The following is a 15,342-nucleotide window of genomic DNA, read 5'->3' as shown; positions in this document are numbered from 1 at the left end:
CCAAGAAGTTCTACTCCGTGCTGCTCACCGAGGTGAAAGGCTGGGAGCAGATGAGCATCAACGACGCCGCCCAGGCCGTCGAACGCTCAGGCTTCCCCAACGCCTACGCCGAGTTCGAAGCCCAGGCCGTGCAGATCGTCGCCTCCATCGGCCGCAGCACCGCCGGCATCTCCCAGATCGACACCACCGGCTGCAGCGCCGTCACCGACCTCCCCTCCGGACCCGCCGGTGCGGCCCTGCAGACGATGCTCGCGCAGGTCGGCAAACCCTACGAATGGGGCGCGACCGGACCCAACTCCTTCGACTGCAGCGGGCTGATCGTCTTCGGCTGGCGGCAGGCCGGCTACGAACTCAGCGTCCGCACCTCCCAGCAGATGTTCAACATCGCCACCCCCGTACAGACCGGTCAGGAACAACCCGGCGACCTGATCTTCACCGAAATGGACAAGCAAGGCCCCGGCCCCGCCCACGTCCTGGTCGTCGTCTCCCGCGGCACCGCCGTCGAAGCACCACGCACCGGCGTCCCGGTCCGCATACGCAAATACAACGCCGAAGCAGAGAACATGCGCTTCGGCCGGCTCCCCAGCTCCTCGCTCAGGAGCCTCAGGTGAGCTTGTACAGCAATCTAAACCCGGGCCCGGGCCCGGGAGGCCGCCAGCGCAGCCCCGGCGAGCGGCATCAGCCAGACTGCTGGCGTCGGAGGGAGCGGATCATCGCCGTCATGACCGGGGCGTCGTCGAACGGCTGGGTCGTCCCGACCGCCTGATAGCCCCACGTCTCGTACAGCGCCTGGACTTTGGGGTGTCCGCTGTCGACGAGGAGGGTGGCGCGCTCCTCGGGCCGGCCGTCGAGGAGCTCATCGTGGAGGCGGGTGGCGGTGCCCGTCTTGCGCCACGGGGGACGGACCATCACCTCGGAGACGGCGAAGGTGCGGGTGCCGGTCTCGTGGGTGAAGTCGGCGTCGAGGCCGGTGACCTTGTCCCACCAGGGGGAGCCGGTGGCGAGCGGGGCGCCGTAGGCAAACCCGACGGCCTGGTCGCCCTGGGCCTGGTCGTGGCCGATGACGCAGTCCCAGCCCGGCCGCTGGGACCAGCGGTCGACGAACCAGGCGAACCGGTCCCGGCTGTCGAAAGTGGGGTTCTCCGAGGCCGCGTAACAGTCGTCGTGGATGTCGAGCAGGAGTTCACGCAGGGCGGGGGCGTGGGTGTGGTCGTAGCGGCGCAGGAGCACGGTCAACGCGGGGTGTCCCTTCGGGAGGTGGCGGGCCGGCGGTCTGCCCAGGTACGGGCGGCCTCGGAGCCGCGGGCGACCGTGGCGAGGGTGGTGTCGAATTCGTCGAGGAGGTGGGAGGCGCGGCCGGTGCTGGACGTCGGCATCGCGGCGACCTTCAGGGCGGTGTCGACGGATGCCTGGGCGTCGCCCTGGGCGAGCTGCTCCAGAGCGATGTACGCGCCGTACAGAGCGCGGTTGCGGTGCTGGTCGGGGCGCAGGGCGCTGACGCACTGGTAGAGGTGGGCTTCGGCTTCCTGGTGGGCGCCGGCCCGGGCGAGGACGACGCCGGTCAGGCCGTCGAGTTCGCCCTTGGTGTAGAAGGCGGTCCACTCGGGCCGGGGGGTGTCGGGGGCTGCCTTGGCGAGGGCGGCTTCGGCGTGGCCCGCGCTGCGCCGGGCGGCGGGGTGGTCGCCGAGGCGGGCGTGGGCGAGCGCGATCCGCGCGTGGGCGAGGGAGGCGAGGAGGCTGTCGCGCCGGGCGGCGCCGGTGTAGCGGCTGGCCTGGGCGGCGGCGAGGGCCTGGGCGTGGTCGCCGCGCTGGTTGGAGAGCATGCTCATGCACTGCCAGATACGGAACTGCGCCGTGGAGTCCTGGCCAAGGCCGGCGAGCGTCATGGCGCGTTCCAGGTGCTGCTGGGCGCGGCCGGAGGCGCGGGCGTCGATGCAGCACCACGCGGCGAGGCCGACGCAGTCGGCGGCCACCGCGTACAGGCGGCGGCGCACGCGCTCGGTCGCGGGCTTCCGCAGCAGGGCCAGGGCGTGCTGCGCGCCGGCCAGGGCCTGGGACTCGATGGTGTCGCGGCCGCCGCGCTGGTCGTCGAGCACGGTGAGATGGGCGACGGTCTGCTTCAGGCGGTGCACGTCGGAGGTGCCGACGGCGGGGCGGGCGGCCAGCAGGGGAACGGCGGCCGCCGCGGCGGTGCCGGTGGTCGCGGTGACGAAGACGCGGCGGAGCACGGCATCCTCCTCCGGGCGTGCGGATGGATGAGCGAACCCCAGGGCGGCGGCGGGTCGGCCACTGACCCGGGTGAGGGCCACCCGCTGGACGGCACGGGGCCACCGGATCTCCCCGGAGCGCCATTTGCGGACGGTCCCCTCGGTGAGTCTGCCCACCCGGCCGGTCACCGCACCGATCTCCGCGTTCAGGACCCTGGCCAGCCCGGCGGCACTCAGGCCCTGCTCGTCCATCCACTCGACCAGCTGCTCGTTGCGTCTGCGCTCGGTGTTCACGGCGCACCACGGTAGGACCACACCCCCTCCGAGGCCAGTAACGGGATGGTCAAGTCGATAGGGGCTGTGCGGGCAGAAAGCCGGGTTCCGATAGGGGCGCGCCGGCTGCGGCGGCGGTTGCCTACTTCGTACAGCTCCCCTCGCGGCGGGCCGCCCAGGGCGATGAGTCCGCAGCCCGCCGCTCGCTCAAGGAGACCCACACCATGATGATCACACCGCCCCCTGTCACACCGGCGCCTGCTCCGACCAGGACGCCGGTCTCCGTCTCCCACGTGGCGCCCTTGCAGCGTGACGTGTCGTACGACCACCGCGCCGCGGCGGGTGGTGGAGTGGTCCATGACGTCGTCGTGGATGAGGCAGAAGGCGTGGAAGAGTTCCAGGGAGGCGGCGAGATGGTGGGCAGTGGCCGGGTTGCCGGTGGCGCCGGCCGCGTGCCAGCCGATCATCGCCAGCAGCGGGCGGATACGTTTGCCCCCAGCCCCCAGGAAGTCCCGCAAAGGGCTCACCAGGTCAGGCAGGCGGCCGCCTTCACTGAGGGACTGCGCCTTGCGATCCAGGAACTGCGTCAGGACCTCTTCAACAGGCTCGTGCAGGCGGCGCAGATCCAGCGCCGGAGGCGGCGCGTGTGTGGGTAGGCACGCACTCATGATGCGGTGTCCTCAGCGGCGTCGTCGGAGGGGGCGAGTTGAAGAGCCTCTTCGAGCAGGGCATCAACGATCTTCGACTCGGGGACGGTACGGACGACTTCGCCGCGGACGAAGATCTGGCCTTTGCCGTTGCCGCTGGAGACCCCGATGTCGGCTTCGCGGGCTTCGCCGGGGCCGTTGACGACGCAGCCCATCACCGCGATGCGCAAGGGGTGGGGGAAGCCGTCGAAAGCCGCCTCGACCCGGGCTGCCAGGCGGTGGATGTCGACCTGGAGGCGTCCGCAGCCGGGGCAGGAGACGATCTCCAGTCTGCGGGGCCGCAGTCCGAGGGACTGCAGGATGTGGACGCCGGCCTTGACCTGCTCGACCGGATCGGTGGAGAGGGAGACGCGGATGGTGTCGCCGATCCCTTCGGCCAGCAGGATGCCGAAGGCGACGGCGGACTTGATGGCGCCCTGGAAAGCGGGCCCGGCTTCAGTGACACCGAGGTGAAGCGGGTAATCACATGCCCGGGCGAGGAGCCGGTTGGCAGCCACGACGGTCATGGGATCGTGGTGCTTCACGGCGATCTTGATGTCTCGGAAGCTGTGTTCCTCGAACAGGGAGGCTTCCCGCAAGGCTGATGCGACGAGGGCCTGGGGAGTTGCGCTGCCGTGTTCGGCCAGGAGACGCGGGTCGAGGGAACCGGCGTTGACGCCGATGCGGATCGGCACGCGGGCAGTGGTGGCGGCCTGGGCGATGTCGGCGATGCGGTCGTCGAATTTTTTGATGTTGCCGGGATTGACGCGCACGGCCGCACAGCCGGCGTCGATGGCGGCGAAGACGTAGCGGGGCTGGAAGTGGATGTCCGCGATGACGGGGATCGGGGACTTGGCCACGATGCGCGGGAGGGCGTCGGCGTCGTCGGCGGAGGGGACCGCGACACGGATGATGTCGCAGCCTGCGGCGGTGATGGCGGCGATCTGCCGGAGTGTGGCATCCACATCGGTGGTGGGCGTGGTGGTCATGGTCTGGACGGAGACTGGTGCGCCGCCGCCGACGGGGACATCGCCGACATGGATCTGCCGGGACGGCCGGCGCACCGGGGCTGCGGGGTGCAGGCCGGGGAGAGCGAGGTCGGTCTTCATTCGGGCCTCCGCATGCTGGTAGTGCGGAAGATGGGGGCGCAACGGAGGAGTTGGTGGTGGGCGGCGAGGACGGCGGCGGTGATGCCGCCGGCGTCCAGGCCCGTGTCGGCCAGGAGGCTGTTGCGCGTACCGTGGGGGATGAAAGCCTGGGGCAGGCCGAGGTTGTGGACGGGTGTGGTGATGCCCTGGTCGGTGCAGGCCTGGGCGAGGTGGGTGCCGAAGCCTGCAGTGCGGATGTTGTCCTCGACGGTGACAACGAGGCGGTAGCGGGCGGCGAGGCGGGTCAGGGCCGGATTGACGGGGATGAGCCAGCGGGGATCCACGACAGTGGAGCCGATGCCCTCCTCCCGCTCTAGGGCCCGGGCCGCTTCCACAGCGTCAGCCGCAGTGGTTCCGGCGGCCACGAGCAGGACGTCCAGACTCCGGCCGGTACTGAGGTGGAGGATGTCCACACCGTCCATCCGGGCCAGATACCGGATGTCGTGCCCGGTGGTGGCCTTGGGGATGCGCAGGCACGTCGGCCCATCGGTGACGGTGACGGCCTCGCGAAGCAGTTCCCGCAGGCGGGCGGCGTCCCGGGGTGCGGCGATGCGCATGCCGGGGACGATGCCGAGCACGCTGATGTCCCACATCCCGTGATGCGACGGACCGTCCGGGCCAGTGACCCCCGCACGGTCCAGGACGAACGTGACGGGAAGGCGGTGCAGGGCGACGTCCATCAGCACCTGGTCGAGGGCACGGTTGAGGAACGTCGAGTAGAGGGCGACAACGGGGTGGTATCCGCCAGTGGCCAGGCCGGCGGCGGATACGACCGCATGCTGCTCGGCAATCCCCACGTCGAAAACCCGCTCAGGGAGGACTTCGGCCATCACGTGCAGTCCGGTGGGGCGCAGCATGGACGCGGTGACGGCTACCAGATCCGGGCGTCGGCGGGCCAGAGCGAGGAGCTCGCTGCCGAAGATGCCGGTCCAGGTACGGGGAGCGGGTCTCTTACGGTGCCGTCTGGGGGGCGCCGGGGGCCGTCCGGTGGCCGGGTCGATGACGCCGACTGCGTGGAAGCAGTCCGCCTCATCCTCCTCCGCCAGCGGGAAGCCCTTCCCCTTGACGGTCAGAACGTGGACGACCACCGGCCGGGCCAGGGCCCGTCCCTGGTGCAGGGCACGCTCGGTGGCCGGGATGTCATGCCCATCGACGGGGCCGACGTAGGCCAGGCCCAGGCTCGTGAACACATTCTGCGCCGACACCGGTCCGGCGCGTGGCGCCGACTCGCCGTTGTGGTGCTGGCGGGCGAGGTGGGCAGCCAGCGCGCCGGTGGTGGGGGCGTAGGAGCGCCCGTTGTCGTTCAGGACAATGATCACGGGGCGGTGCGGTGCGGCGGCGATGTTGTCCAACGCTTCCCAGACCATTCCTCCGGTCATCGCCCCGTCCCCGATGACCGCCACCACCGCCCGGTCCGTCTCTCCTGCCAGAGCCCGGGCCTTGGCCAGGCCGTCCGCATACGACAGGGCAGTGGAAGCGTGCGAGTTCTCGATCACATCGTGCGCGGACTCCGCACGGCAGAGATACCCGGACAAACCACCTGCTTGTCGTAGCGTAGCGAAACGTTCCTGGCGCCCGGTCAGCAGCTTGTGCACATACCCCTGATGGCCAATATCAAACAACAGTGCGTCCCGGGGGGAGTCGAACACCCGGTGCGGGGCGATCGTCAGCTCCACCATGCCCAGCCCCGAGCCCAGGTGGCCCCCCGCCGCGCACACCTTCTCGATCAGGAAACCCCGGATTTCCCCCGCCAACTCACCAAGCCGGTCGGCCGGCAGCATACGCGGGTCGGCCGGGCCGGACACCCTACCGAGAAGTCCCCGGCCCAAAGCCGGATCCGTACAGGGAACATCCATGGAAATCACCTGCACCAGTCACGGCACACACGCCAAGGAACGGGAATGGGGACACAGAGGCGTGAGATCACGTCCCACAGGACGTTGACGCGTCGGCGGGCGAGGGCCAGCAGTGCCTGTTTGTGTCCCTTCCCCTCGCTTCCGGTCGTAGTACGTCTTGGACGCCGGGCAGCACTGCAGGCTGACCATGGCCGATAGGTACAGAGCGGCGGCGCTGTGGACCTTGCGCTTCTTCAGCCAGGTCTCGATCCGTCCGGCTCCCGCCCGGCGGATGGCGGCTGGTACCCCGTCAGCAGCATGACCGGCCCCTTGTTCGTGACGTCCAAGGCACGCTCGGGGCACCTCACGTTGGTGTTCGCGGGAGGCGTGGAAGACCCAGTAGTCCTCGAAGTCGCTGTTCGTGATCAGTGCACGGAGTTGGAGGACGGCTTCGGTTCCGGGAAGGCCCCAGCGGGCGCCGGTGATGTCGAGGCGGTCGGCACGGCACCGCCGAAACCTCTCTCGCCTGCCAAAATCCTGATCCTGGCCGACCGCCCCTACCCAGTGCCGACGTCACTGTCCGCACCCTGACTACCACCACCGCGAACTCCCGGACCACTACCAGCGGCTCACCCAAGCCCATGCTCGCCCGCAAGCTCCCGGCGTGCCCCATAGAAGTGGCGCGCCGGAGGAGACTCACCTCGGATGCTTTGGCCCAGGGCGCGGAAGAGGGCTCAAACCCGTTACCCCCGCAGAGGGATAGGCTCCGTTCCCGTGTTGTTGTCGGCACCGTTGAGTCCATTATCGAGCCCCCTGATGGTGCAGGCCGTGAGGTCGGTGGCATCCCCGGCATTCTTGTTAAGTTGCTGGGGGAGGTCGTTGGGGAGGTTGCCGTTCGTGTGCGCGGGCAGCGTGTGGGAGCAGGAGGTCGTATCCGCTGTGGCCGTGCCCGCCGCCCCGGTGAATCCGATGAACCCGGCCAGGATCCCTGCGCCCGCGGTGAGCGCGACACCGTTGGTGAACCTCTTCATACCCATCAGTCTCCTCCTTCGTATGCGGCGCCCGGACGGCCCGGGCGCCACGCACTGGTAACGGGCCTGGCCTGGCCGGGTTATGGCCGACTACCAGAACGCATGACGATCGGATTATTGCTGACGATAGCCCCTGCGGCCTTCCGGGCATTTCGACTGTTTTCACCTGGTGAGCTGGTCCAGGCATCTGACTATGTCGCCGCACCGTCCCCCGCGTCTCCGCGGGCGAGTGACCAGACCCTCCCCGCACGGCTGACGCTCGCCTGCCGCCAGGTCTCATGCACATAGGACGGGTGTCCAGCGCGTCGCTCGTTGGTACGGGGGCCGCATGATCAGACCGCTCCTGGGAGATTGTCGTGAAGACAGATCGGATGAGTGGCGTGAACACGCTCCAGAGACCAGTGAGAGCGGCGGCAGCACCAGCGAGAGCGGCCACGGCCAGCCACCGCCCGGCCCATGCCACCCCCTTTCCCGCAGGCGCCCCTCACGCGGGCACGAACCTCAGCGCCACCCGGAAACAAGGAGGGGTCCTCCCCTGAGGCAGACCAGACGACACCACGGCCACGGCAGACCAGCGCACCACCCCCTGGCACGAGCCGGTGCCAGTCTCCTCGCACTCACCAGCGCCCTGCTCCTCTCCCTGACCACCCCGCACGCCCACGCCGTCAGCACAGCCAGGGGCGGGCACACGGCCCCGGCCGTCACCAGAGCCCCAGCACCCCCCGCACCCCTCGCGGCAACCGAAGCACCCCAGCCCTACAGCAGACCCGGCGCCCTCTCACGCCTCACCGGCAGGCTAGAGGGACCCGGCACCCCAGCCTCCGCCGCCGTCCTGGACTCCCCCAGCGGCAGACTGATCATCACCGTGGCCAACAGAATCGGGCGGAAGGCCTATCTCAAGGGCGATGAGGCCAAGAAGTGGACGTTCCGTTCCGCTTGGAACAGCAAACTCCCTGATGGCCGCCCTGATCCTGACCCCTACGCCACGACGGTGTGGCATTCCAGGCGGGCCTGGGTCACCGAGGCGTATGCCAACGGCGGCCAGGCCGGCAATGTCGCGATCATCGAGCTGTACCAGGACGAACAGGGCCGCACGATCCAGGAATCGGCGCGTGGCGGCCTCAAACTGGAACTCGACCCCAAGGCCCCCATTCCCGACGTGACCGTCCACGGCTACCCGGGCGAGGCTGGGGGAAGGCAGCTGGCCTGTCGCGACAGCGGCATCCGACGGGAAATCGCGGTTAACGGGCCCACGAACACTCGCTTGCGGTCGACCAGTTGTCCGACGGCCCCCGGATCCGGCGGCGGCCCGTGGGCCGATCCTGCGACTATGCGCGTCCTCGGCATCACATCCGATCGCGACGGCGGCACCGGCTCTGTCGCCACCGAGACCGCCAGCCCACAGTTTCACGAGCTATGGAACAGGGTGCTCAAGGCAACCAGGGACACAGAAGCGCGGCAGCCCTACGACAGACCAGGCACGGTGTCACGGCTCACCGGGGTACTAAACACAGGCGTCTACTGCACCGCTTCTGTCCTGGACTCACCCTCTCGTACACTGATCATCACCGCCGCCCACTGCCTCGGATGGAAGACAGCAACGAAGCCCGAGTACTCGGGTGAGGAAGTCCGCGGGTGGACGTTCTCGCCCGCCAGCGGCAGACGGCCACCCAGTCCCGGGAGTGTCTGGCAGTCCACGCGAGCCTGGGTCGCCAGGGAGTACACCGCCTTGAGGAAAGACCAACGTATTGAGCCCAGTGACTTCGCGATCGTCGAGCTGGCGCGAAACAGCCAGGGTCGCACGATCCAGGACCTGGCGGGCGGTGGCCTCAAACCCGAACTCAACTCTCAGGCATCCCTCCGTAACCTGACCATCCACGGTTACCCGGGCGAGGCCAAGGGCAGGCAGCTCACCTGCCCCGACCCCGAAATCAAACAACTCCGCTCTCACGGCGGCCTGATGCTGGAGTCACCCAACTGCTACATGAGCGGCGGAGCCAGCGGCGGCCCGTGGGCCGACCCGGCAACCATGCGCGTCCGCGGCATCTCATCCACTAGCAGTTACAGCCAGGTGTTTTCCGGTGATACCACCGGACCTCAGTTCCGTGAACTATGGAACCGCGTACTGCGGGCAACATCGTAGCCCGAGGTCCGACGTCGATGACGACCTGACGGCTGGTTGAATACCGGTAGTTCTTCGACCGCTCGGCCAGCGTCTGGTCATACGTGGGGACCAGGGCGCCGTCCATGACAGTGACGGCGCCCGTACGGAACCGTGGGCGGGGCCGCAGCGCGAGGAGGGGCCTGAGGTCAGCGACGATACGGTCGGCCGCGGACTTCGAGAAGGATAGCGGCAGTTCCGCAAGCCAGAGGGCGTCTGAGAAGTCCCGTTAAGCGGGAAGCGCGGCCCGGGAGGTTATTCAGAACACTTGCGAGCGGGCCAGGCCAGACCGATCAAGATCTCTGCCGACCCTGCGGTGTGGTGCGCATCGGCCAAGGCCGGGCAGCACGCCTGACCGATGCGCACCGTGCGGCTCACCGCCAGGCCGCCGAGCCGCACGAACAGTTCTGAATAACCTTCCCGGTGAAGTAACAGCATGATGGTGGCGAGGTAGAGTGCACTCTCCGGGTTCTCGGCGTAGCCCTCGGCAGGCGGCTATACCATCCCAGCGGGGCACGACCGAGAAGAGAGGCACCGCAGGCAGTGTGTCGCCGGCCCGGACCCAGGTGCCCCGGAATCCGCCATCGCGACGGCGCCGTCGTACCCATGCCAGCCACCCCGCTCGGTACCCTTGACACTCTGACTGTCCAGCACACCCGCACCGGCGTCGGATCGCGGCCCTGACCAGCACGTTCCCTCACTCTCAGAGCAGCCAGAATCTCCTCCCAGCGCCCCTCGATCCGCCACACCCGCCAGTAGTGGTAGACCATCTGCCACGGCGGGAAGCCATGCGGAGGCAGCCCCCGCAACCAGTACGCGAGCGCGTCAATGACCTCATGCCGCGAATGCCTCAGCGGCCCGCCACCCGCCTTCGGCGACGGAATCAGCGGCGCGAACTCCACCCACTCGGCGACAGACAAGTCCATCGGATACACGCCACGCAGGTCAGCCATCCCCGGTTCCCCGCCCCAGGAAGAAATTCTAAGTCGCCTGCCCTGAATGGGACTTCTCCGACACCCCTCTACCAGTCTCACCGAGTTCGAGGAAAAAGACTAGGGAGAGCAGGCAACGAGCGAACCTGAATCCCCATCACCCCTGCTGATGCGAGACCTTCACCCAATCAGCCTGATTCAGTTATTTCCGGCTAAACCCTTATCCGGAAATCCGTTTCCGGATCCGCCCACATCTGCCTGACCAGCACCCAGGACTGCGCCGAAACAGTCCACCGCCTCACCGCCGGGAACACCATCACCAGCACAGACACCCTGACTCTCACCACCTCACCAGGCACCCTAACAGCACATTCACCATCACAACACACTCACTCCGCGCATAGATTGGCAAATGAACCTAAACGCATTCCTTCCAGTCCATTTGCCGTCCTTGAATCTAGGAGATATCCCTTTTGAGGGTTGTCCGCTTCGCTCGAAGCGCTCATCGTGGGGTCTTCCACTACGTTGAGCTGACCGATAGCGGTATTCTCATCGCCCTATGCGGCCGCGACGTCGACCGCATGTCGCTACTCCTGTCCGGGGTGAGCGAGCACACCGAGTGCCGCAGTTGCGGACGCAGGAGGATACAGCGCGCCGCCACTGTGTTCGAAAATCATCTGCTGGCGCCTTCCCCGGGTACCAGGACAGCCGAGGCCAACGTCGTTCGCGTCGCCGTCCGCACCCTCCGCGCCCAAGGAAGCTCCCGCACCCGCGAGATAGTTTACCTACACATCAATTGCGTATGTCTTCTCGGCGCCACCCTGGTCGGGGTATATGACAACCTGCCCGACGCAGAGGCCCACGCGGCAGGATTGACAGCCAACCCCCTCCAACACTGCGAGCGGTCAACCCATTAAAAAAAGGGGGTGGCATTGAAAAATGTGATACCCGACCGTTTGGGCCCTGACCTGATCAAAGCCCGTTGCCCCCTCCCCCGCACACCGACGCACCACCACGCCACGCCACAGCACCCCCATTCACACCACCGGGCCACCAGAGGCACACGGGCTCCCGGCCAGCGCCGGTCACTCCTCCCCCGCTCTCGCGTTGCCGACAACCTCGGTAACGGCCACGTGCTGGACACCGGGCCAACCACCGCATGCGGGCCTGTGACATACAAGCCTGACTCCTAAACTGAGCGTTTCGCCCTGTTTGAGAGCAATTGATACCGGTTTTTCGGCGTCGGCCTGCTGGGGCCGGAGGGGCTCATGAGCTGGCTGACAAGTGGAGTGGCCTTGGAGGAGTGTTTGGTTCCAGCTCCTCCTGTCTGGTCCCAAGGCGCCCCGGCCCGGCACCGTTTATACGGCTGGACTGGACAGCGCGCCCGCAGTACTTCAGAGACATGACCGCCCACCGCAGATACCGAGCGACCTCTCCGACGAGCGCTGGCAACTGATCGGACCCGTCCTGGACGCCTGGCGCAACGAGCGCCGCGGGCGGGGCCTGGACATCGGCCGACCGCCCGAGCACGACCTGCGTTCCCTGATGAACGCCGTGCTCTACGTGGACCGCACCAGCATCCCCTGACCGGGAACTTCGGCGAGCACCACGCGTTCTTGTGCCGGCTCCACCTGGAACGCATCGACCACCTCACTGCGGCGATCGGCGAGCTGTCCGCGCGGACCGAGGAGGACACGCTCCCTTTCGCCCGCCAGCTTGAGCTGCCGTAGACCATCCCCGGCGTCGGCCAGGGGGTCGCCGAAGCCCTCATCGCGGAGACCGGCGCCGACATAGCCCGCTTCTCGACCGCAGGCCACCTCGCCTCGTGGGCCGGGGTCTGCCCCGGCCACCACGAGTCCGCCAGCAAGCACAAGTCCGGCCGCAGACGCCACGGTAACCGCGAACTCGGCACCGTACTGGGCACTGCGGCCATGACCGCCTCCCGCACCCGCGAGACCACATACCTTGGCGCCCGCTACCACCGGCTCATGCCCCGCCTCGGCAAGAACAAGACCCCGGCCGCTCTGGAGCACTCGATCCTGACCGCCGTCTGGCACACGCTCACCGACGACCTCGCCTACCAGGATCTCGGCGGCGACAACTACGCCAGGCACGACCCCGAGCGAGCCATACGCCGCATCCCCGCCAGGCCAACGCCCTCGGCTTCACCGTCCGCTTCGACCCCCTCCAGGCCGGATCAGCACACCACACACCAGTCAGCTCGTTGACCTGGGGCCATCCTTCATTTTCGGACCAGACCCTCAAGGCGCGGCAGACGCTTCCGCCCGTGCTCTGTTCCATAGGTTGCGGAATTGGGGGCCTGTGGTGTCGCTGGCCAGGGAGCCGCCGCGGGGGGCGCTCGTGGAGGTAGTGCCGAGGACGCGCATGGTCGCTGGATCGGCCCACGGGCCGCCGCTGGCTCCGGGGCCCAGTGCGCAGTTGGGTGACCACAGACGAGTGCCCCGGCGATCGGGTCGGGAAGCGGCTTGCCGCTGGATCTGCCCATCACGGCAGGCCCACTGTCTCCCGCTGCCCCAGCCCGGGTAGCCGTACTGGGTCAGGACGCGGAACGGGGCCCGAGCGTTAAGCTCGGGGGTGAGGCCGGCACGCGCTGTTTCCTGGATCGTGCGTCCCGTGCTATCGCGTTCCAGTTCGATGATCGCGATGTCGCTGAACTGGTTCTCGCCCACGTTGGCGAAGGCCGGTGGTACCCAGGCTCGCCTGGACTCCCAGGTCGTTGTGGGGTAGGGGTAGGAAGGCACGTTCTTGGCGAGCTGGAACGTCCACTGGCGGCCTTCCTCACCCACGTACGTGTCTTTCCGGCCGACGCAGTGGGCTGCGGTGATGATCAGAGTGCCGGACGGCGAAGCCAGCACAGAGGCGGAGCACTGGCCACCGCCGCTCTTCACAAGCATCCCGGTGAGCCATGACACGGGGACTTGTCCAGCGTAGGGCTGGGGGGCTTCCTGTTCCGCGATGGGCTGGGAGGAGGCCTCGATGTTGGTGACTGCCGTGGCTGGCGGCCTGTCACGGGGTGTGATGGCCGCGTGCGCGACGGGGTCGGCCAGGGGAAGCGAGAGGGCGCTGATGAGTGCGAGGAGGCTGATGCCGACCCGCGCTAGGGAGCGGTGTGCAGGCCTGTTACGGTCGCGGAGTCTTCGGGTCTGGTTCAGAGTGGGGCCTCTCTTCCAGGTCATGGCGGACGCGGGATCCCCTGCGGGGCGCTCGGAGAGGGAGCGCGGGGTTGGGGGACCCAGCTGGATCGGCTGGTTCCCGCCGGTCCCCCAACGAACTCACGCCACACACTCGATCCCGCTTTACGATAATCGCCCGAAGGCGGCGTGAATATGCGACCCGAGCCCCCAACGAGCGAAGCGATGGACACCCGCTCGAAGCCCCCCTCTCTGATAGTGATCATGTAACTGGTGGTTCTGCTGATAAGCCTGACTCGCCCTGTGACAGACGTCATCGACTGTGCTGTTGGGGATTTGTCGGCTCGTCAGCGGGACCACGACGTACGCGGCGGGTATGTCCAATCAACGGCTGATCTTGGCTGTTGAGGGTCAGTGGCTGGTGGTGGGGGTGAGGCGGCCTTCGAAGGCGATCTGGAAGGCGTCCAGAGGTGCTTTCCAGCGCATGGTCCAGCGGCGCCGGCCCTTGCCGGTGGGGTCGAGGCTCATCAGGGCCATGTAGACGCATTTCAGCGCGGCGGCCTCACTCGGGAAGTACCCGCAGGACCGGACGGCCTTGCGTATGCGCGCGTTGACGCTCTCGATGGCGTTCGTCGAGCAGATCACCTTGCGGATCTCCACGCCGAACGACAAGACGGAAAGGCGTTGCGGAGACGTTCAGTAATTTCCGGGGCCGTTGGTGCCAGAGCAGATGACTGCCTTGCCATCCTCCGCAATGAGACCCGTTCCGTTGCACTTTGGGAAGGGTGTATCTGTCATAAGGTCATCCCTTTCGCGGAATTGTGAACGAATGTTCGCACCCCTCGTATGTGAGGCGTCCGCCATGAAGTGTGCCCGGTTCAAGAAGGACGGAGTCCCCGAGAGCGTCGCACGTTGGACATTGAGGGAATCCCGTTCGAACAGGCACGCACACTGGCACGCCCGACAGGGGCATTAGGCTGACACCATAGCCGGTAATACATGTTCGTATACAGGCCACTTGAGCTTCAGTCAGCCTCGGGAGCATCATGACTCCATGACACCACTTTCTGATCCCTGAAGCGACCTCGACAGTATGGACACTGAGGTTATCTCAGCAACTCAGTGAGCTTCTTCAGACTGACCACCGATCGGGTGACAGGAATCTGCTGAAGTCGCAGGTCAGAAGCCTGTGTATCCGCTATCCGGTGAAGCGCCTGAAGAGGCTCAGTGGGTGTTATTGACTCTGTCGGTGATCTTGTATTTTCCCGGCGCTACGGTGTGATCGACAGGCATGCTTGAGGCTGTTCCGCAGGCCGGTACAGCTGTCGAGGTACTCGTTGTCGCTCCGTCCCCGTTCTGGTGAGCAAGTCCCTTCTCTGATTGTGCAGATCGCGCGGGTGAGCAACCTGGACGGCACGACGGCGATGCGGGTGAGAGAACGCCTCGGCGGGCTGTGGCACGACGAGGACTTCGCCGGCTGGCCCCCGCGCGACGGCCGTCCCGGCCTTTCGCCCGCTCAGCTGGCCACGGTCTGTGTGCTGCAGTTCTTGCTCGGTCTGTCGGACCCGCAGGCAGCGGAAGCGGTCCGCTGCCGTTTCGATTTCAAGTACGCCCTGGCCATGGAGCTGGATGACCCGGGCTTCCGCCTCTGGACGGCACCCTGATCCGGTGCAACCGCGTAGCCGGGAAAACCGAATGCGGCACCGACCTCTGGTATGCGATCCGGATCAAGCACTTCGCCGGCAACGTGCAGTTTCTCGCCGCACCCGACGGCACGCCTCTATGGGTCTCGGGCCTTGACCCCGGAGTTTGAACACGTCTATGCGGCTTGAGTCAGGGTAGTTGCTGCTGGTTGGAAGTCGTTCTCGTAGGCGATCGGGGACCGCTGGCCGAGGCGGGAGTGCCGGCGTCGGGTGT

General features: G+C 67.4%; 12 protein-coding genes and 5 pseudogenes. 5 read left to right on the top strand and 12 right to left on the bottom strand.

Features of this window, described 5'->3' with window-relative positions; all coding sequences use genetic code 11:
- A partial coding sequence (locus LUZ64_RS35735) for a C40 family peptidase (RefSeq protein ID WP_211304999.1) occupies positions 1-611 on the top strand: 611 nt, incomplete at its 5' end.
- 67 nt (positions 612-678) lie between these two features.
- On the opposite strand, the gene LUZ64_RS35730 is transcribed toward LUZ64_RS35735, so the two are convergent.
- The 8 genes and pseudogenes from LUZ64_RS35730 to LUZ64_RS35700 form a co-directional block, all read right to left on the bottom strand.
- Entirely contained in the window at positions 679-1,230 is a 552-nt protein-coding gene (locus LUZ64_RS35730; protein WP_308251453.1) for a GNAT family N-acetyltransferase, read from the bottom strand.
- Positions 1,231-1,232: 2 nt separating this feature from the next.
- Positions 1,233-2,501 carry an NsdA family TPR-like regulatory protein gene (locus LUZ64_RS35725; RefSeq protein ID WP_232390621.1) on the bottom strand — a complete coding sequence of 423 codons (1,269 nt, stop codon included), beginning with the start codon at positions 2,499-2,501 and terminating at the stop codon, positions 1,233-1,235.
- Positions 2,498-2,947, bottom strand: a complete 450-nt coding sequence (locus LUZ64_RS35720) for a polyprenyl synthetase family protein (protein WP_232390626.1) — start codon at positions 2,945-2,947, stop codon at positions 2,498-2,500. The genes LUZ64_RS35725 and LUZ64_RS35720 overlap by 4 nt, the downstream gene beginning before the upstream one ends.
- A gap of 197 nt (positions 2,948-3,144) precedes the next feature.
- Entirely contained in the window at positions 3,145-4,275 is a 1,131-nt protein-coding gene (ispG, locus tag LUZ64_RS35715) for a flavodoxin-dependent (E)-4-hydroxy-3-methylbut-2-enyl-diphosphate synthase (protein WP_095581070.1), read from the bottom strand.
- Entirely contained in the window at positions 4,272-6,170 is a 1,899-nt protein-coding gene (locus tag LUZ64_RS35710; RefSeq protein ID WP_095581069.1) for a 1-deoxy-D-xylulose-5-phosphate synthase, read from the bottom strand. The genes ispG and LUZ64_RS35710 overlap by 4 nt, the downstream gene beginning before the upstream one ends.
- A 5-nt stretch (positions 6,171-6,175) precedes the next feature.
- Positions 6,176-6,371, bottom strand: a pseudogene (locus LUZ64_RS38130) (IS110 family transposase); the annotation flags it as partial.
- 135 nt (positions 6,372-6,506) lie between these two features.
- Positions 6,507-6,662: pseudogene (locus LUZ64_RS37940) on the bottom strand (ISKra4 family transposase); the annotation flags it as partial.
- A gap of 230 nt (positions 6,663-6,892) precedes the next feature.
- Positions 6,893-7,186, bottom strand: coding sequence for a hypothetical protein (locus LUZ64_RS35700; RefSeq protein ID WP_095581068.1), 294 nt, complete (start codon positions 7,184-7,186; stop codon positions 6,893-6,895).
- A gap of 859 nt (positions 7,187-8,045) precedes the next feature.
- Between LUZ64_RS35700 and LUZ64_RS35695 the strand changes: the two genes are divergently transcribed.
- Positions 8,046-9,323, top strand: coding sequence for a trypsin-like serine peptidase (locus LUZ64_RS35695; protein ID WP_143593093.1), 1,278 nt, complete (start codon positions 8,046-8,048; stop codon positions 9,321-9,323).
- Here LUZ64_RS35695 and LUZ64_RS35690 read toward each other — a convergent pair.
- Both LUZ64_RS35690 and LUZ64_RS37935 read right to left on the bottom strand, forming a co-directional pair.
- Positions 9,313-9,522: pseudogene (locus tag LUZ64_RS35690) on the bottom strand (IS5/IS1182 family transposase); the annotation flags it as partial. The gene LUZ64_RS35695 and the pseudogene LUZ64_RS35690 sit on opposite strands and share 11 nt — an antisense overlap.
- 193 nt (positions 9,523-9,715) lie before the next feature.
- On the bottom strand, positions 9,716-10,267 hold the full coding sequence (locus LUZ64_RS37935) for a transposase (RefSeq protein ID WP_372478764.1): 552 nt from the start codon (positions 10,265-10,267) through the stop codon (positions 9,716-9,718).
- A 1,425-nt stretch (positions 10,268-11,692) separates the two neighbouring features.
- On the opposite strand from LUZ64_RS37935, the pseudogene LUZ64_RS35685 reads away from it, so the two are divergent.
- Together LUZ64_RS35685 and LUZ64_RS37405 are read left to right on the top strand one after the other, a co-directional pair.
- Positions 11,693-11,857 (top strand): annotated as a pseudogene (locus LUZ64_RS35685) (transposase); the annotation flags it as partial.
- A gap of 149 nt (positions 11,858-12,006) precedes the next feature.
- Entirely contained in the window at positions 12,007-12,501 is a 495-nt protein-coding gene (locus LUZ64_RS37405; protein ID WP_211305000.1) for a transposase, read from the top strand.
- Positions 12,502-12,534: 33 nt separating this feature from the next.
- On the opposite strand, the gene LUZ64_RS37930 is transcribed toward LUZ64_RS37405, so the two are convergent.
- Positions 12,535-13,188, bottom strand: a complete 654-nt coding sequence (locus LUZ64_RS37930; protein WP_372478763.1) for a trypsin-like serine peptidase — start codon at positions 13,186-13,188, stop codon at positions 12,535-12,537.
- A 648-nt stretch (positions 13,189-13,836) separates the two neighbouring features.
- Positions 13,837-14,097, bottom strand: a pseudogene (locus LUZ64_RS35675) (transposase); the annotation flags it as partial.
- Between the two features lie 725 nt (positions 14,098-14,822).
- Between LUZ64_RS35675 and LUZ64_RS35670 the strand changes: the two are divergent.
- A complete protein-coding gene (locus LUZ64_RS35670; RefSeq protein WP_232390625.1) occupies positions 14,823-15,089 on the top strand; it encodes a transposase in 267 nt (88 codons plus the stop codon).
- Positions 15,090-15,342: the final 253 nt, after the last annotated feature.

Source organism: Streptomyces albireticuli, assembly GCF_021228125.1.
In the GTDB taxonomy this organism is placed as follows: domain Bacteria; phylum Actinomycetota; class Actinomycetes; order Streptomycetales; family Streptomycetaceae; genus Streptomyces; species Streptomyces albireticuli.
The sequence above is the reverse complement of the archived record's forward strand: the minus strand, read 5'-3'. Positions and strand labels throughout refer to the sequence as shown.